This window comes from Acinetobacter schindleri, assembly GCF_010918895.1.
Lineage (GTDB): Bacteria > Pseudomonadota > Gammaproteobacteria > Pseudomonadales > Moraxellaceae > Acinetobacter > Acinetobacter schindleri.
Genome location: NZ_CP044483.1, coordinates 668,071 through 687,585, shown reverse-complemented (window position 1 = coordinate 687,585; position 19,515 = coordinate 668,071). Strand labels below are relative to the sequence as shown.

Genomic DNA, 19,515 nt, shown 5'->3' with positions numbered 1-19,515 from the left:
TCGAAAAATGACAGAAGTTGAGTCGCAGCATAGTGTCATTATGACTGGTTAGAAGAACTAAAATACTGATTTTATTATCATGCTAATGACAAGCTATGTGTCATTTTAACTTGAAATAAAAAGCCACCCTTACAGTGGCTTTTTTGTGATCTGATTTATCGTCTTCAATTCTGGAATTTATTTCAACCGTTTCCCTGCTTCATCAATGATCATTTCCCCATCTTCCTTGCTAAAAGCTGCGCACTGCGGAGCGGAAAGAATATCTAAAACAACTTCTGATGGTCGACACAATCTCACACCAAGTTCAGTCACCACAAATGGACGATTAATCAAAATTGGATATTGCAGCATGAAATCAATCAGTTGATGATCTGTCCAATCACTACTTTCTAAATTCAGTTCTTCATAGGGCTTTACATTTTTACGAATCGCTTCACGTACCGACAGACCTGCATCCTGAATTAACTGAATCAGTTCTTCTTTGGTTGGTGGTGTTTTCAGATATTCAATTACCTGTGGTTCCTCACCGGTATTACGGATCAAGGCCAAGGTATTTCGAGAGGTTCCACATTCGGGATTATGATAAATCTTGATCTTTTGCGACATGACTTTTCTCAGTATATAGACAATATTGCTTTTATATATGGATATCCGTATATTCGCAATAGTAAATATATCAGGATATCACGATGCATCAGACCGATTTTTTTAAATGTCTTGCCGATTCAACACGTTTAGATATTTTAAAACTGGTCATGGCCAAACAGAATGTCTGCGTCTGTGAATTCACAGAACAATTAAATCTAAGCCAGCCTAAAACTTCCCGTCATCTGGCCTTATTGAGAAATCTGGGTGTGTTGCTGGATCAACGCCAGGGGCAATGGGTTTATTATCGTTTAAATCCTGATTTGCCGGTCTGGGCAAATGAGGTGTTAAAAGTCATCGCACAAGATCCGGAAATTCAAAAATTAAAATCCACCATTTCAACAACTTGTGAATTATCCTGAGTCCAATATCATGTCTGCTTCAAAAATGTCTTTTTTAGATAAGAATCTGACCATCTGGATTTTTATCGCCATGCTACTGGGGATCGGGATTGGGGTTTTCTTTCCTCAGGCGTCGATTGCTTTAGACCGGATGAGTATTGATTCGGTCAATATCCCGATTGCTATCGGTCTGATTATCATGATGTTTCCACCACTTGCCAAAGTGGACTATGCCACCTTGCCGCAGGTATTTAAGGATAAACGCACACTCACCCTGTCTCTGGTTCAGAACTGGCTGATTGCTCCCTGCCTGATGTTTGCATTGGCGCTGATTTTTCTACAATCCTATCCTGAATATATGACCGGTGTCATCCTGATCGGTTTGGCGCGTTGTATTGCCATGGTGCTGGTCTGGAATGGTCTGGCGTGCGGCGATAATCAGTATGTGGCCGGACTGGTGGCATTTAACAGTATTTTCCAGATCCTGTTTTTCAGTAGCTATGCCTGGCTGTTTTTGACCTTCTTGCCGCCTTATTTTGGTGTTGAAGCACAGGTAATTGATGTCAGCTTCTGGACGATTACCCACGCGGTTCTGGTTTATCTGGGTATTCCATTTTTACTGGGCTTTTTGACACGTTTGATTCTGGTCAAGCAAAAAGGTCTGGAATGGTATCAAACACAGTTTATTCCAAAAATCAGTCCGCTCAGCCTGCTGGCCCTGTTGTTTACCATTGTCGCCATGTTTAGCCTTAAAGGCGGTGATGTGGTCAGCCTGCCACTAGATGTACTCAGAATTGCCATTCCCTTGACCATTTATTTCGTGGTGATGTTCTTCATCAGCTTCTTTATGAGCAAGTGGATGGGCAATGATTATCCTAAAACCGCGGCTATTTCTTTTACCGCAGCGGGAAACAATTTTGAACTGGCGCTGGCAGTTGCGATTGCCACTTTCGGTCTCGCATCCCCTGTGGCATTTACCACCGTGATTGGCCCTCTGGTTGAAGTTCCAGTTCTGATTGCGCTGGTCAGCGTTTCATTATCGCTGAGAAAAAAAGTGTTTAAAGAGGCATAACCCGATGGATCTCCCGAATATCAATGTGAATCTGCTAGAAACACCAACACTGGACAAAGTTCAGGCCAAAGCGCTGGATCATCCACCCCGTATTCTGCTGCTTTATGGTTCAAACCGTGATCGCTCTTACAGCCGACTGGCCGTTCAGGAAGCCGGCCGGATACTGGAATATTTTGGCGCTGAAGTCAGAATATTCCATCCCAAAGGATTACCCTTACCTGAGGATGCGGATACGAGTCATCCTAAGGTAAAAGAACTGCATGAGCTTTTGGCCTGGTCAGAAGGCATGGTCTGGTGTTCACCGGAACGTCATGGTTCGATGAGTTCGATTTTAAAAGCCCAGATTGACTGGATTCCTCTGGCAGCCGGTGCAATTCGTGTCACGCAAGGCAAGACACTGGCCGTGATGCAGGTTTGTGGTGGTTCACAATCCTTTAATGCAGTGAATCAGTTGCGTGTTTTAGGACGCTGGATGCGGATGATCACCATTCCAAATCAGTCTTCTGTACCCAAAGCTTTCCTTGAGTTTGAGGAAGATGGGCGCATGAAAGCATCACCTTATTACAACCGCATTGTGGATGTGATGGAAGAACTCTACAAGTTCACCCTGCTCACTCGCGGTCAGTCTGCTTATCTCACCGATCGATATTCTGAACGGGTGGAAAGTGCCGAGGAATTATCAAAACGAGTGAATCAGAAAACGATTTAGTTTTATCTCAAATCCTCTGATCAACTGGTCAAAGCTTAAATATAAAAAAATCCCGCTCAGGAAGCGGGATTTTTTATTTTGAAAATTGAGCAGCCACAAATTATTTTAATTAAAACGCTTTGGTTATACTCAATCCGGCACTCCAGTTTCGCCCTTCTGCCGGCTCATAGAAACGGCCATTGCTTTCATTGACAATCACCGAACCTGAATAGTCTTTATCAAACAAATTATCTACACGCGCAAAAGTTTTGACAGACCAGTCTTTCATATTCCAGTGATAACCGACATTGGCACCAGCAACAGTATAGCTTGGCGCATACTGTGAATTAATGTCGTTGACATAAATACGGTCTGAATAACGTACATCTAAACCCGCATTTAAGCCATTTTCAGGTTTCCAGCCTAAACCAAGAAAAGCCTGATTTTTAGCAATACCCGGAATGTAGTTACCGGATGCCACTCTAGATACTACAATCTCTCCTTCATCATTAAGAATTACAGGAATATCTGCATCAAAAGTTACATCTATATAGCTATAACTGGCTTGAGCAGTGAGATCACGCCAGAGGTCTTTACTCCAGGAAAGTTCTAGCCCTTTTCTTAAGGTTTTATCTGCATTACGGAAAGTAGAGCGACCATTATCATTGCCTGCAGACACAATGTCATTTTCAGTCTGGGTCTGGAAAGCGGCTGCAGTAAAGTCACCGAAGCGATTAGCAGCCTTTAAGCCAATTTCATAAGTTTCACTTTCTGCCGCATTTAAGCTCAAGCTGTTATTACTGTTATCCGCTGGATAGGCCATTTCTGTAAAAGTTGGTGTTTCAAAGCCTTGGGCATAGCTGGTATAGGCCATCAATTCGGGTAGAATCTGCCAGCTTAGCGCGGCTGAAGGCAGCAATTTCTCATAAGTGGTTTTACCTGAATTATCGCCATTACTTAAGTAATGATCATCAGATTTAAAATGCACATTGCTATAACGCAAGCCTGCGTCTAAAGTCCAGTCTGGCACAAAGTTATAAGATATCTGTAAATAAGGGTCTGCATTCCATAAGGTATTGTCCTCATTACGACGTAATTCACCTTTAACACCTAAAGTATTACCCACAAAATTTTGATAGCCTTTCCGCTCTTCGGTCATGGCATCTACGGCGACACCAGCAATCAGTTTGGTATTTGGCAGAATCTCTCGCCCTGTCCAACGCAAATCAGCACCATAAAAATTACGGTCGAAGTCAATCACGCCACCGGCATGATTAGGAGCGCCTTGTGCTGTACTTGGAATCGACTGATATTGTGTAACTGCACGCTGTCCCCAATAGGCCATACCATACAGTTCATACTGATCATTGATCGGCTTGTTCCAGGTTAATCCAGTTTGAAATTGCTCAATTTCTTTACGTGCATTATATAGCAGTACATTTGCTGCCACCTGTTTAGGATTTGCTCGCCATTGTTCACGTGTTAAACCACCTGGATCATCTGCTGTAATTTTGACATAGTTATTGACCCAGTTAATTTTAGAGCCATCGTCCAGATCCCAAGTCAGCTTGGCATTGTTCAGTACTTTATGTGCACCACTATGGTCACGGAAACCATCGGTATCAAAATAAGATGAACTGATGATATAGCTTGGTTCAGAAGCATTATCTGAGCCACCTTGTAGTACCAGATTGGTTTGACCTTTATTCTGACTGCCACCTGAATATCCTAAAGTGACTGAATCAGGTCCTTGCCCTTCACGGCTTTGTGTCAGGATGGTTCCGCCAGAAGAATTACCATATAGCGAGGAAAATGGACCACTCAGCACTTCAATATGATCCAGACTATTCAGGTCAATATTCGAGGTTTGCCCCTGCCCATCCGGCATAGTCGCAGGAATACCGTCCACATATAAACGTACTCCTCGCACACCGAAAGTCGAGCGTGCGCCGAAGCCCCGCATTGAGATCTGTAAATCCTGAGCGTAATTTTCGCGGTTATTCAGCTGCAACCCTGGTACACCTTTTAAGGTTTCAGACAAGTTTACATTTAAGCTATTTTGTTGTTCCTGATGCAGATAATAGGTAGATGCCGGTGTTTCCAGAATGGCACGATCTGTACGGGTTGCTTCAACCACAATGGGAGCCAGTCGCTGTACCTCTGTAACCGGTTCTTCCGCATAAATTCCTTGACTGATACAGGCGATCAGGCAGGACAACGTTGATTTCATCGGCAACCGTCTTATATGAAGGTACATAGCTTATATTCCTGAAGTCTGGCGTCTATGCATGTCATGGAAGCCAAAATATTTATAAAGTGTTTTTTTGCTGTATCTCGAATGCTCAGCAGCATGAGATCAGTGCATCATGTTTATAAACATGCTCATCTGACCAATCATAATTTGCTGGTTAAGATTCATTGTTATAACAGCCTGTATTCTGCATAAAAAAGCCTGACGAATCAGGCTTTTTTACTTAACTACAAAACTTCATTATTTGTTGTCTGGTAATGCATAGGCCACTAAAGAGTCGCCCATTTTGGTACCAAAGGAACCATGACCACCCGCCATAATCACCACGTACTGTTTACCGTTAGCTTCATAAGTCATTGGAGTGGCTTGACCACCTGCTGGCAGACGACCTTTCCATAACTCATCCCCATTGTTTACGTTGATGGCACGGATATAGTTATCCTGTGTTGCACCAACAAACATCACATTACCCGCAGTCGAGATTGGACCACCGAGCATTGGCACACCCATTTTAAATGGGGGTAATGGAATACCCGGCATACTGTCACGAATCGTACCAATACGGCGTTTCCAGGCAACTTCATGGGTGGTCAGATCTACACCCGCCACATAGCCCCATGCAGGCTGCTTACATGGCAAGCCAAATGGAGACAGGAAGGCACTGATTTCAACACCATACGGCACCCCATACATTGGCTGTACCCCCGCTTCAGTACCTGCACCTTTGGCAGTCTGCTTACGGTTCGGATCTTGCGGAATCAGACGAGATACAAATGGCAAACCAATTGGGTTGGTCAATGCAATTTGACGGTCTGGATTCACAGACATACCGCCCCATTCGAATACCCCCAAGTTACCCGGGAAGACCAGCGTCCCGTTTTCAGAGGGTGGTGTATAAATACCGTCATAGTTCAGTTTTTTGAACGATACACGACACATTAACTGATCAAACATGGTGGCACCCCACATGTCCTTATCCGTCAATTTATCTTGAGGAGCCAGGTTGAAGTCAGAGAACGGTTGAGTTTTTGAATACCACTCACCTTTAGTTTGTGGACCACGTTTTACAGATTGAGGCACCGGTTTCTCAGTGATTGGTATAATAGCTTCACCATTACGACGGTCTAATACAAAGGCATTACCAGTCTTGGTCAGCACGTAGATGGCTGGCACCATATTCCCGTTTTTATCTTTGATATCAGTCAATGTTGGTTGAGCTGGTACGTCCATATCCCATAGGTCATGATGGGTGGTCTGGAAGTTCCAGACTAATTTACCAGTAGAGGCATTCAGTGCCAGCATTGAATTGGCATAACGCTCGTCCAGTTCAGTACGATGACCACCATAGATATCTGGTGTACCGACACCTGTAGGCACATAAACAATATCCAGATTGGCATCATAAGCTAAAGGTGCCCATGCATTTGGTGAGTTATGTACAAACTTTTGCCCTGGAGCAGGAATCGCATTTGGATCTTCCGCACCCGTATCAAATACCCAGAGCAATTCACCAGTATTTACATCATAACCACGAATGACACCTGAAGGTTCTTCAGTTGAATAATTATCTGTGGTTGAACCGGCAATGATAATGGTTGTACCTGTCACTACAGGAGGTGAAGTCGGGTTATAACCGCCTGGATATGGGAATGGCATGTCTTTTTGCAGATCGACTTCGCCGTTATTACCAAAGTCGGAACAGACCTTACCAGTAGTTGCATTGACCGCCACCAAACGTCCGTCATTCACTGGTAAGATTACTTTCTGAGGACATTCGGCAGACGTTGTAGAACGAGCAGCTAGACTGCTTTCAAAACCGGCAGTGTTATTGGCATCATAATAAGACACTCCACGGCAAGTTAAATGCTGGAAGGTATTGTCCGCTTTCAGCTTAGGATCAAAGCGCCATTTTTCCTTACCCGTCGCAGGATCAAGTGCAATCAGGTACTGGTGAGTGGTACACATAAACAGGTTATTACCCACTTTAATCGGGGTTACCTGATTCGTAGTTTCACCAGAATCTTTATCCGTTTTTACATCACCGGTATGAAATTCCCAAGCCAGCTCCAGATCTTTTACGTTATCAGCAGTAATCTGTTTCAATGGAGAATAACGTAGACCAGATTGAGTACGACCATAGGCTGGCCAGTCTTCGTCAGCAATACCTGGAATAGACTGATGCACTGCAGGCTGCTGCGATTTTAGCTCACCACGAATTTCTTGCGGGTCATTGAATACAGAATAGATCATTACCGCAATGGTAATTGCCAAAGTACTGGTGAGTGCAATCTTGGCACCTTTCGTCTCCCCAAAACCACGCGTCACGGCTGGAATGAGAAGTGCTAAACCGAACAGGCCTAAAATGTCTAAACGAGGTGCGAGTGCGAAGAAGTCAGAACCAACTTCCCATAGCCCCCATACCACTGTGCCTAAAATCAGCACAGCGTATACGATCAGTGCTGTACTTTTCTGTTTATGTAATAACACTGCGGTCGCAATAAAGAAAATACCGGCAATGATGTAGTACCAAGACCCACCAAGTACTGCCAGGTAAATCCCTCCGATCAGTAGTACCAGACCGAAAATAACAGCAATGACTGCCATAATCGTTTTCAGTACTGAACCTGAAGACGAAGTATTCATATTGAACACCTTTATAAGATTTCTTTTCGCTCATGCAATTCGAATGCATGAGCACCATATTGTTAAGTTCTTAGTTATAAATACATACCTGAGGCATCTGTTTATCAATGCCTCAAAGTCATGGGAGATTCAATTATGTATTTGCAACTAAAAACTCTTTTTAAAAGGAGGTATTAAACTTGATACCGCCTACCCAAACGTTTTCACCATTCCTGTATGCACCGACATGTCGAACATACTGAAGGTTAGGTCGAATGGTTAACCAGTTCGTGGCATGCAATCCGTAGTAGATTTCTGCATCGATTTCTTCACTACGGTCACCCAATGCATCATGATTCATATGGATACGGGCAATACCAAACGCAATTTCATCCTTTGGACGAGCATCCATTGCGCCTTTATACACAAGGCCAATATTTTGCATATCGGTCTTTTCATTGGTTTTGGCATCGTGAAGGGTGAGATTTACGAATCCGCTGAGACCACGAGATATATCGTCTTGCTGTGCCGTCAATTGTTGCTTGGCAACAATCCAGCCACCTTGATGATGGTCTGTTTTAGTCTGGATCTCTTGAGGCGTTACACCGTCAAGAATTTTTGAATCTGCGGTACTGTAGTAATACCCGGCACGATACTCCCCTGGAAGTTTTCGTTCACCGAGTTTTGGTGTCCACACTACTTCTGCCGGAATGATCGCGCCTTTAGAGCCGTCTGTGCTCAGGTTAAAGCCTTTACCACGTTCCAGATTCTCAGGGTTATATTCATAGACGCCCACTTGGGTAAAGATTTCAGGTGTGACGTTGTATTTCACACGTGCTGCCCACTGTGATACTGGCCAGTTATACCATTGGTCACCGACCCAGTTGCCTACCTGTGAACCACACAATGCCAGGTTCTGGAAATCGCAATCAAAACTGTTAAAGTCTTCACCTTCACCAAAGCGACCAACTTTGACATCCAGTTTCTGATCCAGGAATTTTTTCTTGATCCAGAAGTCAGTTAAACGCCAGGTTTGACCACGTCCCCATACTTCCTGCACCGAGCTTAAGTGTCCATCAAGCGCTTCAGCAGTATTGGATAAGTTACGACCGTTACGCTGAGTCACAGTAATTTGTGCTTCGGTATCTTTCCATCCTGCAATTTTTTCCAGATCCAGATGGGCCCCGATTGCAAACTGGTCGGCGTATTCAGTACCGTGATCAGATGAGTTTTTAGCATCAATGAGTGATGCTACTTCACCGGTATAACCAAAACTGAAATCATAACCTTGTTGTTGAAGTTGAGTACGCTGACCATTCCAGTCGCCTAACATCCATGGATTTTCTGTACTAAATGCATCCGCAGCATGAGTAGCAGTATTTGCCAATAGCAAAGCAGCCAAGAATGTATATACAGCCTTGGATAATTGGGAGTTAGACATGAAATGTGTCGCCTTAATCACACTTATATGGAGAATATATTACACCTCTTTATATAAATTGTTTGTTTTTAATATAAATTATATATTATTAAATAGTTTTAAAAAAATTTATATATAAATATCAAAATCTTAATAATTATTCAAATTTTTTAATGAAATTTATTTATATTTTTTAAGTAAATTAAAAACTTATTTTTGAACAGGTTATGCCAATAAGAGTTTGATATTTATTCGCTACTGATCAAATCCCTTAATCTTTCTGAAATTGATCAAAAAATCTTTTTATCTGTATAAAGGCGAATTCAAACATGAGGTGCGACAGTTTCAAAAGCCATATGATAATCAACAAGCTGAGCAAATTTCTCTAATGGTGTAAGCCAATCTAACGCCTTTCTAGGACGAGTATTCAGTGACATGGCAACTTGATTTAAATAATGCTGATCTGCCTGATTTAAATCAATCCCTTTAGGTAAATATTGCCTAATTAAACCATTCATATTTTCGCATGTGCCTTTTTGCCAGGGTGAATGTGGGTCACAGAAATATACATCTATGCCTAAATCTTCTTCGAGTATTTTATGTTCTGACATCTCACGTCCACGGTCATAGGTCAACGTTTTACGCAGTTCTGCAGGTAAATATTTCAGAGCTTCAGTTAAAGCCTTGCGCACTGATTCTGCCTTTGCATCAGGTAATGTTGCCAAGATACAGAGCCGTGTATTTCGTTCAATAAGTGTTGCTATCGAACTTTTATTGTCTTTACCTTTAATTAAATCAGCTTCCCAATGACCCGGTATTTTTCTTTCTTGAACTTCGGCTGGGCGCTCATGAATAGTTTTAATATCCTGTAATATAGAATCTTTTTTAGGTTCACCGTTAGCTTTTCGCTTTTTATTTTCATGACGTAGACAGGATAATAAGTCTTTTTTCAACTCACCCTTTGGTAATGCTCGTATCGTTGAATAAATCGTTGTATGGCTTACATTCATTGTTTGATCCAAATCAGGAAATGTCTTTAAACGCTTTGCTATTTGCTGAGGAGACCATAAACAACGGATCGCTTCAACAATAAATTTCCAGAGGATTGAATCGATTTTGAGTTTTCTGTGACCACGTCTACGTCTAGCGAAGGTGTTATCAGAAGCATATCGAGCTTGATAAACGTCATTGATGCTATTTCTTTTAAGCTCACGATAGATCGTACTAGGATGTCTTTTAATGAGTTCAGCAAATTTTCTGGCTGAAAAGCCTTCTTTTCTTGACTCAAGCATTAATGCAGTACGATCTTCAAAGTTAAGATGATGGTATGACAATTTTATATACTCCATAAACCCTTTAAATTAATTAGGTGGTTTATGTCGCACTTCAAGTTTTACTCTGCCAAACGAACAAAGAGGCTTCGAGAAGCCTCTTTGTGTTAGTCATTTTCTAAATAATTATCTTAGTTTTAGTAAATGATATGACCATTTGAAAGCAACTCTTCCAAGTTCGTATTCACACCGTCAAGAGTAATAAGTTCAACTTTGTCCCGGAATTGCGTACCAGCTCCATCACGATCAATTGATATCACTGTGGCATTGTTGTCATTTACTTCTACAGAAATATATTCACTAATATTCTCTGCATTTGCCCCTGTTAACAATGCACTTATATCAATTGCATCACCTTCAATCAGGCTGAAATCAGTCCAGATATCTGTACCATTTCCGCCGGTTGCATCTGTTTCTGCACCTTCAAGTACATTATAAATAACAGTATCTGCTACGCCTACATGGCTTGAATAACTATCATCATAACGGCTGCCTGTAATTGAAGCGCCTATTCCAATATTCAGGTTCGCAGTATCAGATAAACCGCCCACATCATTTACAGTATAAGTAAAGCTCTCTATTTGACCAATACTGTTGCCATCTTGCGTTGTGTAAGTGTATTTACCACTTGCTTCAACATTTAATATGCCATAAGTACCAGTAATATTTACAGAATCCTGATTCTGCAGCAAAACATCATTCTGGTAGATATGCCCATTTTCAAAGCGATATATTTCTGCGCCTTGTTGAATGGTGAAAGTCGCTATATTAGAAACGATATCATCTTCCAGTAAATTACCCTCTTCACTATATATACCCTCTATAGTTGTAAAGTCATTTAACGAAGTTTCAATCACTGAAAGTGTTGTATCAACTGTAAACTCACCATTATTTGCAGGTCTTACTCCCACACCTGTATTAGTGGTTATATTTTCCACATTAACATTAAGTACATAATCACCCGCAATCAAATCATTAAGTGGAATGCTTGCTGTATAATAACCATCAGACACTGAGTTATTTGCAGTTAAAGTTAAAATACCCGATGTCACTTCACCATTTTGACCAGTAAGTGTGTAAGTCGCAGTAACATTCCCCCAATTCTCAGTTACAGAGTTATTCAATACCGTACCTAATAATTCAGCTGTAACAGTTAATGTTCCATTAGCTACAGTATTTTCTGTGATATTAAAGCTTTCTGAGAGCGTATAGGTATTTGTCCAAGTTGTATTAGTAATAAGCGTTCCTGTAACAGGTCCATTAGTTCCAATAGCCTGAGCATCTACAACTTCAACTTTTGATAACAGCTCACTGACTGTATTAAGTTGGGCAATTGATACAGTTGTCTCATCATCAAGTGCATTTACAGTAATCACCCCATCAGTTTGAAGATCATTTTCATTCCAAACAATCGTTGCACCTTCTGCATCAGTACGGATATTAAGATAGGCTTGCGAGGTATTACCAGCTGCATCAGCTACTGTATACGTGAATGTATCAACTTTAGCTACATCATTGGCATCACCATTACTTACATAACGGTATGACCCATCTGCTTGCATATAAAGAATACCGTAACTGCCTGCAATTGCTGTCTCTCCTATGTTTGCGATTGGCGTATTGACTGCATACGTCGTTTCAGCAGAAATGACTTCTGTCACCCTCATACCATCACCGATATCTGCTACATCCGTACCCGTTCCACCCGTTAATACATTACCTATAGCATCTGCTGTTGAGTATTGAGTTGATGCATCTATATTGATTCTAACACCACTAAGTAATCCCACATCAGCAATCGCATTCAACAACTGACTTAGAGGACCATTACCCGATGGAGTAGAGAAAGCAATCGTATAATTACCTTCTGGGATACTAGTAAACTCAATATTGTCTGCTCTCATCACAGTAGTCAGTACTGCTGGAGTTAGCTGAAGAGCATTAGCTGCTGTTGCCACAACCTCACCACTATCAAGATTCACCAGCATTAAATCTGCAGAAAGTGTTTGACCGAATAGTGCTCCGATTGAAGTAATTAATGCACTTAAATCTACACCTGTTGCACCGCTCACATCTATCGAAACATCTTGAGTCGTATCAGCTTCAACCGTGAAGTTAAATGCGCCCGCACTTAAATTAATCTTAGCTAGCCCCGATAACACATCAGCGGAAGCTAATCCAAAAATAAAACCACTATCGGTCAGATTATTTTCGACAACCGTGTCTAGTACATTCACATTATTTAAATCGTCATTGGCAAATAAAACCGCATCAACCACTAAACTTTCTGTAATTGTGCTTTCATTACCTGCCGCATCAATAGCTTGCACAGTAACGTTATAACTACCATCAGCTAATTCTGGAAGCTGGCCATCGGCAAGTGTCCATGTACCATCACCATTATTTACTGCTGCATAATTAATGCCATCTACAGTCACAACAATTGTTGCTGTAGGATCGTCAATTGTCCCTTGTAAAATTGGTGTACTATCACCTGTTGTATTTGTCACAAGATTCGCTATTGGAGCTTGGGCATCAACGCTTGTACTTACGGTTTGAGAAGAATTACCCGCCAGATCAATGGTTACGGCATTCAGTATTGTTCCATCTGTTAAGCCCGGATTTGGGATTGACCATAAACCATCTCTCCCTGCTACTGCCCTGCCGATTTCATTACCACCCTCAGCAGTTATAATCACTGTTGAGCCAGCTTCTGCGGTACCTGTAATATCATTAATATTATTTATTGGATTAACTGTAGGTGCATCAGGGGCATAACGATCCAAAATATTAATAGTTAAAGTTGCAGTATCAGTAGTTACTCCATCTGCATTTAACACTGTATAAGTAAATACTTCTGATTGTCCGATAGATGCAAATTCACCGTTCCCAACATAAGTATATGACCCATTAGAATAAATGGTTAAAACACCATACTCTCCATTGATTGTTGTACCAGCCGCACTCACACTTTGAGGTGTTTCCACTCCAAATTGGATTTGAGTAACCGTTGCTAAAGTACCACCCTCATCATTGGCCAAGACATTATCCTCCACAGTATTATTTTCAAATGTTGTGGAAGTTACTTGTGTCGTAATCGTGGTTTGTTGCAATAAGGTCAAGGTATTGGAAAGCAGCGCAGTTGCAGTTGCATCAATAATAGTATTGAGTAAGCCTGTCACACTAAAGCCAAGTAAGGAAATAGCATTAGCATTGCTGAGTAAACTCTCGTTTAATGCACCAACAAGCTCATCAGCAGGTAATCCATTTACTAACTGAAGAACTGGTGGTAAGACAATATTTGTTACCAAACCTGCAATCGCACCACCACCTAAGGCATTATTAACAGCTTCAAGAATAATTTCTTGGTTACCTGCACCTAGCAATACACCTGCATCCCCAAGCTCCTGTAACGAAATACCACCACCATCAGTATCAAGTAAATTCGTTAAAGCACTTGCATCATTACTCACTACAACACGGTAAGTTCCTGCAGGCAAATCAGGTATTGTTGTTGTTAATGTATCATCTCCTGTAATACCTAATATTCCCAGCCCTGCCACATCACCCACTAATTGAGAGTTTTGGGTTACTGCTGAATACACGATATTCCCAGCTTCATCTAAAACATCAACACGATAAGCATCAGCTACTGCAAGTAAGGATGTTTGTGAAATCGAAATCGCGAGACTATTGGTTGAACCTGACAGTACTACCTCTGTTCCCGCATCTATTCCGCCAGTCGACTCAAGTAAATTAATCACTTGAACATTTTGGTCAACAATCTCAGGAGCGGTGATTGAAATCTCATTACCCATATCCAAGTTAACGTCGTCATCATAAGCAAAGCTTACAGCTGGTATCTTTGGATCTATTAAGCCGTCTAAGCGTGTATCCAAGGCATCTTTTTCTGCCTGGATCGTTTCAGGTAATGCATCCACAAGGGCTTGTGCATCTTCTTTCGCTTGTTGTGCAGCCTCTAATTGCGCTAATAAATCAGCACGCTCTTCCGAGCTGACTTCATCTCCAGCTGCGTCAATGGCAGCAACCAGATCATCATACGCTTGCTCAGCGTCTTCTACTGCTGTTGTCGCTGCATCAAGTTGTGCCTGGATTGCAGCATCATCGGCATCGACATCACCATCAGCATCCAAATCATTGACTGCCGGGATCTCTGGATCTGTTAAGCCGTCTAAACGTGTATCCAAGGCATCTTTTTCTGCCTGGATCGTTTCAGGTAATGCATCCACAAGGGCTTGTGCATCTTCTTTCGCTTGTTGTGCAGCCTCTAATTGCGCTAATAAATCAGCACGCTCTTCCGAGCTGACTTCATCTCCAGCTGCGTCAATGGCAGCAACCAGATCATCATACGCTTGCTCAGCGTCTTCTACTGCTGTTGTCGCTGCATCAAGTTGTGCCTGGATTGCAGCATCATCGGCATCGACATCACCATCAGCATCCAAATCATTGACTGCCGGGATCTCTGGATCTGTTAAGCCGTCTAAACGTGTATCCAAGGCATCTTTTTCTGCCTGGATCGTTTCAGGTAATGCATCCACAAGGGCTTGTGCATCTTCTTTCGCTTGTTGTGCAGCCTCTAATTGCGCTAATAAATCAGCACGCTCTTCCGAGCTGACTTCATCTCCAGCTGCGTCAATGGCAGCAACCAGATCATCATACGCTTGCTCAGCGTCTTCTACTGCTGTTGTCGCTGCATCAAGTTGTGCCTGGATTGCAGCATCATCGGCATCGACATCACCATCAGCATCCAAATCATTGACTGCCGGGATCTCTGGATCTGTTAAGCCGTCTAAACGTGTATCCAAGGCATCTTTTTCTGCCTGGATCGTTTCAGGTAATGCATCCACAAGGGCTTGTGCATCTTCTTTCGCTTGTTGTGCAGCCTCTAATTGCGCTAATAAATCAGCACGCTCTTCCGAGCTGACTTCATCTCCAGCTGCATCAATGGCAGCAACCAGGTCGTCATACGCTTGTTCAGCATCTTCTACTGCTGTTGTCGCTGCATCAAGTTGTGCCTGGATTGCAGCATCATCGGCATCGACATCACCATCAGCATCCAAATCATTGACTGCCGGGATCTCTGGATCTGTTAAGCCGTCTAAACGTGTATCCAAGGCATCTTTTTCTGCCTGGATCGTTTCAGGTAATGCATCCACAAGGGCTTGTGCATCTTCTTTCGCTTGTTGTGCAGCCTCTAATTGCGCTAATAAATCAGCACGCTCTTCCGAGCTGACTTCATCTCCAGCTGCGTCAATGGCAGCAACCAGATCATCATACGCTTGTTCAGCGTCTTCTACTGCTGTTGTCGCTGCATCAAGTTGTGCCTGGATTGCAGCATCATCGGCATCGACATCACCATCAGCATCCAAATCATTGACTGCCGGGATCTCTGGATCTGTTAAGCCGTCTAAACGTGTATCCAAGGCATCTTTTTCTGCCTGGATCGTTTCAGGTAATGCATCCACAAGGGCTTGTGCATCTTCTTTCGCTTGTTGTGCAGCCTCTAATTGCGCTAATAAATCAGCACGCTCTTCCGAGCTGACTTCATCTCCAGCTGCGTCAATGGCAGCAACCAGATCATCATACGCTTGCTCAGCATCTTCTACTGCTGTTGTCGCTGCATCAAGTTGTGCCTGGATTGCAGCATCATCAGCATCGACATCACCATCACCATCAAAGTCAGTGACTGCCGGGATCTCTGGATCTATTAAGCCGTCTAAGCGTGTATCCAAGGCATCTTTTTCTGCCTGGATCGTTTCAGGTAATGCATCCACAAGGGCTTGTGCATCTTCTTTCGCTTGTTGTGCAGCCTCTAATTGCGCTAATAAATCAGCACGCTCTTCCGAGCTGACTTCATCTCCAGCTGCATCAATGGCAGCAACCAGGTCGTCATACGCTTGCTCAGCGTCTTCTACTGCTGTTGTCGCTGCATCAAGTTGTGCCTGGATTGCAGCATCATCAGCATCGACATCACCATCACCATCAAAGTCAGTGACTGCTGGAATTACAAGATCCTCAATCGCATCCAGACGATCTTGTAATGTGTCTTTTGCAGGACCATCATCTAGTCCTGTGACAGCGTTTTGAGCAAGTTCTTTCGCTACATCTACAATTCCTTGCAGTTCTTCTAATCTTTCTTCAGCCTGTGCATATTCTTCTGGTGTAATAAGACCATTGTCATCTGCATCTGTAAGACCATCCAAGATCTCTTGTTGTTCAGCACGTGCTGCTTCTGCTGCTGCAACCAATTCGGCAGCTGCTTCGGCTTCAAGATCTCCATCATCAATGCCATTTTCATTGGCATCATTCACCGGTGGAACTACGATATCGACAAGGTCATCCAGGCGATCTTGTAGACCTTCTTTATCAGTACCAGCTGGTAGAGTATTTACTACATCTTGGGCAACTTGTTTTGCTTCTTCCGCTGTATTAATCGCATCCTGAACTGCTTGTTGTTCTTCAGGGGTAATCAGGCCATCTTGTTGTGCTTGTTCTAGTATTTCTAATGCATTCTGATAGGTTGTTTCAGCTTGAGATACTAGCCTTTCAGCATTATCCACTGGATTTATTGGGGTAGAATCTTTTGAATTACTTGACCCACCCGATCCACCTACCGCAGCTGCAATTCCCCCAACAGCTAATGCTCCACCAATCCAAGGTAGTAAGTCAGTTGCCCCTCCTCCAAGAAGGGCTTCCTCAGTAATCGGGTTGTATTTAACTACATCTAATAATTGACCTGAACTGTCGGTAAATTCTGCCCAGTACAGCTCACCATTATTCCCTTCAAAAACAAGTAAACTTTCATTCACCGCGGGGTCGAAATAATTTTCTACAACAATTTTTTCACCGTTTTTAAGTGTGATAACTGCCGCATTTCCTTCTCTTAAAATATTGGCAACATCCTCTATTTTGACGCCAATTTTAACTACGGAATTTTGATTTAATATAACCGAATCGGCATTTAAACTTTGAATAATTTGTCCATTATTCTTAGCCAATATATCAATGCTAGCCATGAGAGAAACTCCTGAATATTCTTATGATGAGTCGTGCCGTGTATAATTCCCAACCAGCTCTTCATAGCAGGAGTAAATCCAAGTTAAAACCATAAAATAAGTAAGATTTTATTATTATTATGTAGTAATTTTAAATTGAAGTTTAATTTTATTAATTAATATGATTTAAGCTATTGATTTATATTTATATACAATTTATTGATGAATTATATTAGAAAATTTATATTAATTTTATTATTATGTATTTCAATGATTTATATTAAATTACAAGCTTTTATATCTAGTTAATTGTATATTTGTAAATTAATTACACTTAACAACAAATAAGTTACTTGATTTAACACATGAATTACAAATTTATAAACAGGTTATTAATCCACTATTTAATAGCTTAAATTTAATATAATAAGTTTATAATTTAATTTACTCTTTATATAAATATGTTAATTAAATAACTAGAAAATAATCTCGAATCATGAAATATAAATCGAGATTATTTTAAATATACAAAGCGTAGAATTTTAAAATATAAAAATTATTTACCTAGACAATCAAAAACTTCATTAAAGCGTTGAATCTGAAATTTGGGCTCAGCTTGAGCAAATTCTTCTGGTGAACCATAGCCATAGGTGACTGCAATAGTTTCTATCCCATTACGTCTAGCACCAAAAATGTCATGCTCACGATCTCCCACCATAATACAAGTAGCTGGATCTAACTGCTCTTGCTGCAAGATGTATTCGATCAGGTCGCCTTTGTTGGTACGATCACCATTTAGCTCACTGCCATAAATGCCTTCAAAATATTGATCTAGCTCAAAGTGTTCAAGAATCTGTCGTGCATAAACGGTGGGTTTAGCAGTCGCAAGGAATAGTCGATATCCACGGCGTTTGAGTTCAGCTAAAGTTTCAGCCACTTCGGGAAAGACTTTATTTTCATACAGCCCGGTGACTGCAAAACGTTCCCGATAGGCTTCTAGTGCCTGCTCTGCCAGCACGTGATTGCTTGCAACGTTTAGAATTTTAGCGAGTGAGGCTTTAAGCGGTGGTCCAATAATCCAGTCAATATTGGTATCGGGACTAATAGGATGACCAATTTTTTCCAAGCCATAACGTGCTGAAGTAGTAATCCCTACTTTAGGATCAGTTAAGGTTCCATCCAGATCAATCAGGATATTCTGAATCACCACAGTCCTCCGGTTACTTCGATGCAAATGAGTATCGAGTGTTTATGAAATTTTGCCTATACTAACGCAAATCTAGAGTTTAAGGACATCGTTTTGCGCCCTACCGTACTATGCTTTTCAGGTTTGGATCCTTCAGGTGGAGCAGGTCTCCAGGCTGATATTGAAGCTATTGGCCAAAGCGGGGCTCATGCTGCGATAGCCTGTACCGCCCTTACCATTCAGAACTCTCAACAGGTATTTGGCTTTGAAGCAACATCAAAAAGTCTGCTGCTTGCACAAGCTCATGCGGTAGTCGGTGACTTGCCCATCTGTGGTGTCAAATCCGGCATGCTTGGTACTACCGACAATATTGCAGCCCTAGCCGAGTTTCTTGCTGAGCATCCTGAATATTTTTATGTGCTTGATCCGGTACTTGTCGCGAACAGTGGTGGCTCATTGGGAGATCAAGCAACCCTGGTCAAGGCTTTTACCCAATTGATCCCTCATGCAACTATTATTACACCGAACACAGTGGAATTACGTGCACTGACAGGTGAGCAGGATCTGGAACTTGCGACACAAAAACTGTTTGCCATGGGTGCCAAAGCTATATTGGTCAAAGGAGGTCATGAAGATACTCCCGATTATATCCAGAACAGTTTATATATTCAGGGTGAGCTGGTGAACCAGACCCGTTGTGCTCGTCTGGAGGGTGAATATCATGGTTCAGGCTGTTCACTGGCCAGTTTCATTGCCGGTCGTTTAGCATTAGGCGATCAGCTCAAGACCGCCGTGCAGCATGCTGAAACCTGGTTATTCGGTGTATTAAAAAATGCTGAAACCCCTATACCTAATGGACAGAAAATTCCAAAACGCTTTGGTTAATACTCATTCTGCAAATAAAAAGAGCCTAAATCATTCAGGCTCTTTTTTTATAATGCTT

Annotated in this window: 11 protein-coding genes; 4 read left to right on the top strand and 7 right to left on the bottom strand. The window is 42.0% G+C overall.

What is annotated here, in order from left to right:
* Positions 1–177: 177 nt before the first annotated feature.
* A complete protein-coding gene (arsC, locus tag FSC11_RS03355) occupies positions 178–606 on the bottom strand; it encodes an arsenate reductase (glutaredoxin) (protein WP_163165174.1) in 429 nt (142 codons plus the stop codon).
* Between the two features lie 83 nt (positions 607–689).
* On the opposite strand from arsC, the gene FSC11_RS03350 reads away from it, so the two are divergent.
* The 3 genes from FSC11_RS03350 to arsH are packed head-to-tail and all read left to right on the top strand — an operon-like array spanning position 690 to position 2,767.
* Complete coding sequence (locus tag FSC11_RS03350) at positions 690–1,007, top strand: metalloregulator ArsR/SmtB family transcription factor (RefSeq protein WP_163165172.1); 318 nt, start codon at positions 690–692, stop codon at positions 1,005–1,007.
* A 10-nt stretch (positions 1,008–1,017) separates the two neighbouring features.
* Positions 1,018–2,058, top strand: a complete 1,041-nt coding sequence (arsB, locus tag FSC11_RS03345; protein WP_163165170.1) for an ACR3 family arsenite efflux transporter — start codon at positions 1,018–1,020, stop codon at positions 2,056–2,058.
* Between the two features lie 4 nt (positions 2,059–2,062).
* Positions 2,063–2,767 carry an arsenical resistance protein ArsH gene (arsH, locus tag FSC11_RS03340; RefSeq protein WP_163165168.1) on the top strand — a complete coding sequence of 235 codons (705 nt, stop codon included), beginning with the start codon at positions 2,063–2,065 and terminating at the stop codon, positions 2,765–2,767.
* A gap of 109 nt (positions 2,768–2,876) precedes the next feature.
* Here the strand turns inward: arsH and FSC11_RS03335 are convergent, their stop codons facing one another.
* The 6 genes from FSC11_RS03335 to FSC11_RS03310 form a co-directional block, all read right to left on the bottom strand.
* Complete coding sequence (locus FSC11_RS03335; RefSeq protein ID WP_163165166.1) at positions 2,877–5,003, bottom strand: TonB-dependent receptor; 2,127 nt, start codon at positions 5,001–5,003, stop codon at positions 2,877–2,879.
* Between the two features lie 234 nt (positions 5,004–5,237).
* A complete protein-coding gene (locus tag FSC11_RS03330; RefSeq protein WP_008305437.1) occupies positions 5,238–7,640 on the bottom strand; it encodes a glucose/quinate/shikimate family membrane-bound PQQ-dependent dehydrogenase in 2,403 nt (800 codons plus the stop codon).
* Between the two features lie 160 nt (positions 7,641–7,800).
* Positions 7,801–9,060 carry a carbohydrate porin gene (locus FSC11_RS03325; protein ID WP_163165164.1) on the bottom strand — a complete coding sequence of 420 codons (1,260 nt, stop codon included), beginning with the start codon at positions 9,058–9,060 and terminating at the stop codon, positions 7,801–7,803.
* A gap of 302 nt (positions 9,061–9,362) precedes the next feature.
* The gene (locus tag FSC11_RS03320; protein ID WP_004994718.1) at positions 9,363–10,388 is read right to left on the bottom strand and encodes an IS30-like element ISAba125 family transposase; all 1,026 of its coding nucleotides are present in this window, start codon (positions 10,386–10,388) and stop codon (positions 9,363–9,365) included.
* Positions 10,389–10,507: 119 nt separating this feature from the next.
* The gene (locus FSC11_RS03315) at positions 10,508–17,407 is read right to left on the bottom strand and encodes a BapA/Bap/LapF family large adhesin (RefSeq protein ID WP_163165163.1); all 6,900 of its coding nucleotides are present in this window, start codon (positions 17,405–17,407) and stop codon (positions 10,508–10,510) included.
* Positions 17,408–17,942: 535 nt separating this feature from the next.
* Entirely contained in the window at positions 17,943–18,593 is a 651-nt protein-coding gene (locus FSC11_RS03310) for an HAD-IA family hydrolase (protein WP_163165161.1), read from the bottom strand.
* Between the two features lie 93 nt (positions 18,594–18,686).
* Here FSC11_RS03310 and FSC11_RS03305 point away from each other — a divergent pair, with 93 nt between their 5' ends.
* Positions 18,687–19,457 (top strand): hydroxymethylpyrimidine/phosphomethylpyrimidine kinase, encoded by a 771-nt coding sequence (locus FSC11_RS03305; RefSeq protein WP_004814574.1) that lies wholly within the window; start codon positions 18,687–18,689, stop codon positions 19,455–19,457.
* Positions 19,458–19,515: the final 58 nt, after the last annotated feature.

Excerpts from the sequence above, each read along its gene's own strand:
- arsC (WP_163165174.1), bottom strand. The coding sequence starts at position 606 with ATGTCGCAAAAGATCAAGATTTATCATAATCCCGAATGTGGAACCTCT.
- FSC11_RS03350 (WP_163165172.1), top strand. The coding sequence starts at position 690 with ATGCATCAGACCGATTTTTTTAAATGTCTTGCCGATTCAACACGTTTA.
- arsB (WP_163165170.1), top strand. The coding sequence starts at position 1,018 with ATGTCTGCTTCAAAAATGTCTTTTTTAGATAAGAATCTGACCATCTGG.
- arsH (WP_163165168.1), top strand. The coding sequence starts at position 2,063 with ATGGATCTCCCGAATATCAATGTGAATCTGCTAGAAACACCAACACTG.
- FSC11_RS03335 (WP_163165166.1), bottom strand. The coding sequence starts at position 5,003 with ATGTACCTTCATATAAGACGGTTGCCGATGAAATCAACGTTGTCCTGC.
- FSC11_RS03330 (WP_008305437.1), bottom strand. The coding sequence starts at position 7,640 with ATGAATACTTCGTCTTCAGGTTCAGTACTGAAAACGATTATGGCAGTC.
- FSC11_RS03325 (WP_163165164.1), bottom strand. The coding sequence starts at position 9,060 with ATGTCTAACTCCCAATTATCCAAGGCTGTATATACATTCTTGGCTGCT.
- FSC11_RS03320 (WP_004994718.1), bottom strand. The coding sequence starts at position 10,388 with ATGGAGTATATAAAATTGTCATACCATCATCTTAACTTTGAAGATCGT.
- FSC11_RS03315 (WP_163165163.1), bottom strand. The coding sequence starts at position 17,407 with ATGGCTAGCATTGATATATTGGCTAAGAATAATGGACAAATTATTCAA.